This window comes from Bradyrhizobium sp. (assembly GCF_019244115.1).
In the GTDB taxonomy this organism is placed as follows: Bacteria; Pseudomonadota; Alphaproteobacteria; order Rhizobiales; family Xanthobacteraceae; genus Bradyrhizobium.
The window spans coordinates 1-3,290 of the sequence record NZ_JAFATE010000789.1 but is presented as its reverse complement, the minus strand read 5'-3'; the positions used below and the strand labels follow the sequence as shown (position 1 = coordinate 3,290).

The window sequence follows — 3,290 nt, the reverse complement described above, 5'->3', positions numbered from 1 at the left end:
GATCACCAATAGCGCAAGCCCCTTGTCGCAGAGCTCGCGGATCAGGCGGATGATTTCCGCATGTGCGCCGACATCGATGCCGCGCGTCGGCTCGTCCAGCACCAGCAGCTTTGGATCGATCGCGAGCCAGCGCGCCAGCAGCGCCTTCTGCTGGTTGCCGCCCGACAACAGCCCGATCGGGCGTTCCGGGTCGGGCGGGCGGATATCCAGCAGCTTGATGAAGCGTCTTGCGATCTCGTCCTGCTCGCGCCGCGACAGCGGCCGCGCGATGCCGAGTTTTGCTTGCAGCGCCAGCACGATGTTCTCGCGCACGGTGAGCTCGGCGACGATGCCGTCGGTCTTGCGCTCCTCCGGGCAATAGCCAAAGCCTTGACGCACTGCATCGCGCGGCGAGTGCAGGCGGATCGGCTTGCCGTCGGACGCCACCGTGCCGCTATCGGCGCGCTCGGCGCCGAACACTAGCCGCGCGGTCTCGGTGCGGCCCGATCCGAGCAGGCCGGCAAGGCCGGTGACCTCGCCATGGCGCAGTTCGAGATCGAAGGGGGCGACATAGCCTGACTTGCCGTAGTTCGAAAAGGTCGCGCAAGCCGCGCCTGGCTTCCGCTCGCGCGCGGCCCGTTCTTCGGTCTCCTCGCTCAGCTCGCGGCCGAGCATCATCCGGATCAGTTCTATGCGCGGCAGCGCGGCGGTTGCGCGCTCGCCGATCAGCCGGCCGTTGCGCAGCACCGTGATGCGGTCGGTGACCTCATAGACTTGGTCGAGAAAATGCGTGACGAAGACGATGCCGATACCGCGTGCGGCAAGCGCGCGCATGGTCGAAAACAGCATCGCGACTTCGTGCTGGTCGAGGCTTGCCGTCGGTTCATCGAGGATCAGGGCCCGCGCGGAAAGATCGACGGCGCGCGCGATCGCCCCGATGTGCTGGATCGCGACCGAGTAGCTGCCGAGCGGCGCGGCGACATCGATGTGGAGCCCAAAGCCTTCGAGCAGCGCCTTGGCGCGCCGCTTCATCTCGACCTCGCGGACGATGCCGAACCTGGTCGGCTCGCGCCCGAGATAGAGGTTTTTGGCCACCGACAGATTCGGCAGCAGATTGACCTCCTGATAGACCGTGGCGATGCCGGCATCGAGCGCCTCGCGCGCCGTTCGCGGCGCGATCTCGTTTCCGCCGAGCAGCACCGTGCCGGCATCGCGCGACAGCACGCCGGTGATCACCTTGATCAGCGTCGACTTGCCGGCGCCGTTCTCGCCGAGGAGGGCGTGAATCTCGCCGGCGCGCAAGCTGAAATCGACCCGATCGAGCGCCTGCAGCGCGGCGAAATTCTTGGTCAGTCCTTTGACCTCCAGAAGGAGAGGTTTCGGGAACGCGCCTTGATCCATGGATGCATAACCTTCGGCGACCGCTAGCCGACGAATGGAGCGGTCGCACCGATGACGGGGTCTCGGATTGGATCAGATTTTTTCCGCACGGCTACCGGCGACCGGCCGGCCCAAGCGCGATGGCTAAGTCACGCTTGGATTTAAGGGCGAAGCATGAGCACGCGGGTCGAGCTCATGCTCCAGGCCAGCCGGTCGCCACCTGAGCCTGCGCGGCGCAGGCTCAGTAGCCGAGCCCCTTCTTGCTGTCATAGGCGCCCTGCGGATTGTCCGCGGCCGTGTACAGCTTCGACTCGGTCTGGATCCACTTCGGCGGCTCGGTGCCCTTATCCTTGTAGGCGATCAACGCGTCGAGCGCGGGTCCGGCCATGTTCGGCGTCAGCTCGACGGTGGCATTGGCCTCACCCGCCATGATCGCCTTGAAGATGTCCGGCACCGCATCGATCGACACGGTCAGAATGTCCTTGCCCGGCTTGAGGCCGGCTTCCTTCATGGCCTGGATCGCGCCGACCATCATGTCGTCGTTGTGCGCGTAGACGGCGCAGATGGTCTTGCCGCCGCCCTCGGCCTTGATGAAGCTTTCCATCACCTCCTTGCCCTTGGCGCGGGTGAAGTCGCCGGTCTGGCTGCGCACGATCTTGATATTGGCGTGCTTGGCGATCGCGGTATCAAAGCCCTTCTTGCGGTTGGTCGCGACGCTGGCGCCGACCGTGCCCTGCAGCTCGACCACGTTGCACTGCTTGTCGCCGACGGTCTTTGCCAGCCAGTCGCCCGCAACCTCGCCTTCATGCACGCTGTCGGAGGTGACCGCGGTCAGATAGAGGTCCTTGCCGGAGGGGTCGATGTCGCGGTCGAGCAGGATCACCGGGATTTTTGCCTCCTTGGCTTCCTTCAGCACGGCTTCCCAGCCGGTCGACACCACGGGTGCCAGAAAGATCGCGTCGACGCCCTGGGCGACGAAGGAGCGGATCGCCTTGATCTGGTTTTCCTGCTTCTGCTGGGCGTCGGCGATCTTCAGATTGACCGTGCGCTTGGACGCTTCGGACTTGGAGACGGTGGTCTCCGCCGCCCGCCATCCGGATTCCGACCCGATCTGCGAAAAGCCGACCGTGAGCTGGGCCGCCATCGCGGGCGGCGCCACCAGCGCCGTGGTCAGAGCGAGACCGAGCAAAATTGTCTTCAAAGCCATGAGACGTTTCCTCTTGTGTGAAGTGGCGCCCGTTTTGGTATTTAGGCACCTTTTCCGGCTAACGGACCGGCTAGGCGGCACCGTCTCACATCCAACCTAAGTATGCTAGTCATATTATCTTACTATCCGACAATCCGCCTCACATCCTTGACGCGCTGATTTTTGCCGCAGGTGGTACGATCACAGAACAACAGGACCAAATGACCGCGCTCGAATTCGGACTGGACACTTTTGGCGACGTCACCCGCGGCGAGGACGGCAGCCTATCGCCGCATGCCCAGGTGATCCGCGACGTCATCGCGCAAGCGGTGCTGGCGGACCGGCTCGGCATCGATTTCATCGGGCTCGGCGAGCATCATCGCGAGGATTTTGCGATCTCCGCGCCAGAGGTCGTGCTGGCCGCAATCGCCGCGCGCACCAACAACATCCGCCTCGGCTCCTCGGTGACGGTGCTGAGCTCGGACGATCCGATCCGGGTGTTCCAGCGCTTCGCCACGGTCGATGCGGCCTCGAACGGCCGCGCCGAGGTGATTTTGGGTCGCGGCTCCTTCACCGAATCCTTTCCGCTGTTCGGCTTCGACCTGCGCCAATATGAGGAGCTGTTCGAGGAGAAGCTCGATTTGTTCGCGACGCTGCTGCCGCAGCAGCCGCTGACCTGGCAGGGCAAGCTGCGTCCGCCGCTGAAGAACCAGCGCGTGTTTCCCCCGCTCGAGCGCGGCCCGCT

3 protein-coding genes are annotated in these 3,290 nt (G+C 64.6%); 1 reads left to right on the top strand and 2 read right to left on the bottom strand.

Annotated elements, in window-relative coordinates:
• Window positions 1-1,380: sugar ABC transporter ATP-binding protein (locus JOZ76_RS33605; RefSeq protein ID WP_291705684.1), on the bottom strand; the 1,380-nt coding region annotated here is incomplete at its 3' end.
• A 220-nt stretch (window positions 1,381-1,600) separates the two neighbouring features.
• Window positions 1,601-2,566, bottom strand: a complete 966-nt coding sequence (gene ytfQ / locus JOZ76_RS33600) for a galactofuranose ABC transporter, galactofuranose-binding protein YtfQ (protein WP_291705683.1) — start codon at window positions 2,564-2,566, stop codon at window positions 1,601-1,603.
• Window positions 2,567-2,766: 200 nt separating this feature from the next.
• On the opposite strand from ytfQ, the gene JOZ76_RS33595 reads away from it, so the two are divergent.
• Window positions 2,767-3,290 (top strand): LLM class flavin-dependent oxidoreductase (locus tag JOZ76_RS33595; RefSeq protein ID WP_291705682.1); only part of this gene is annotated, 524 nt, incomplete at its 3' end.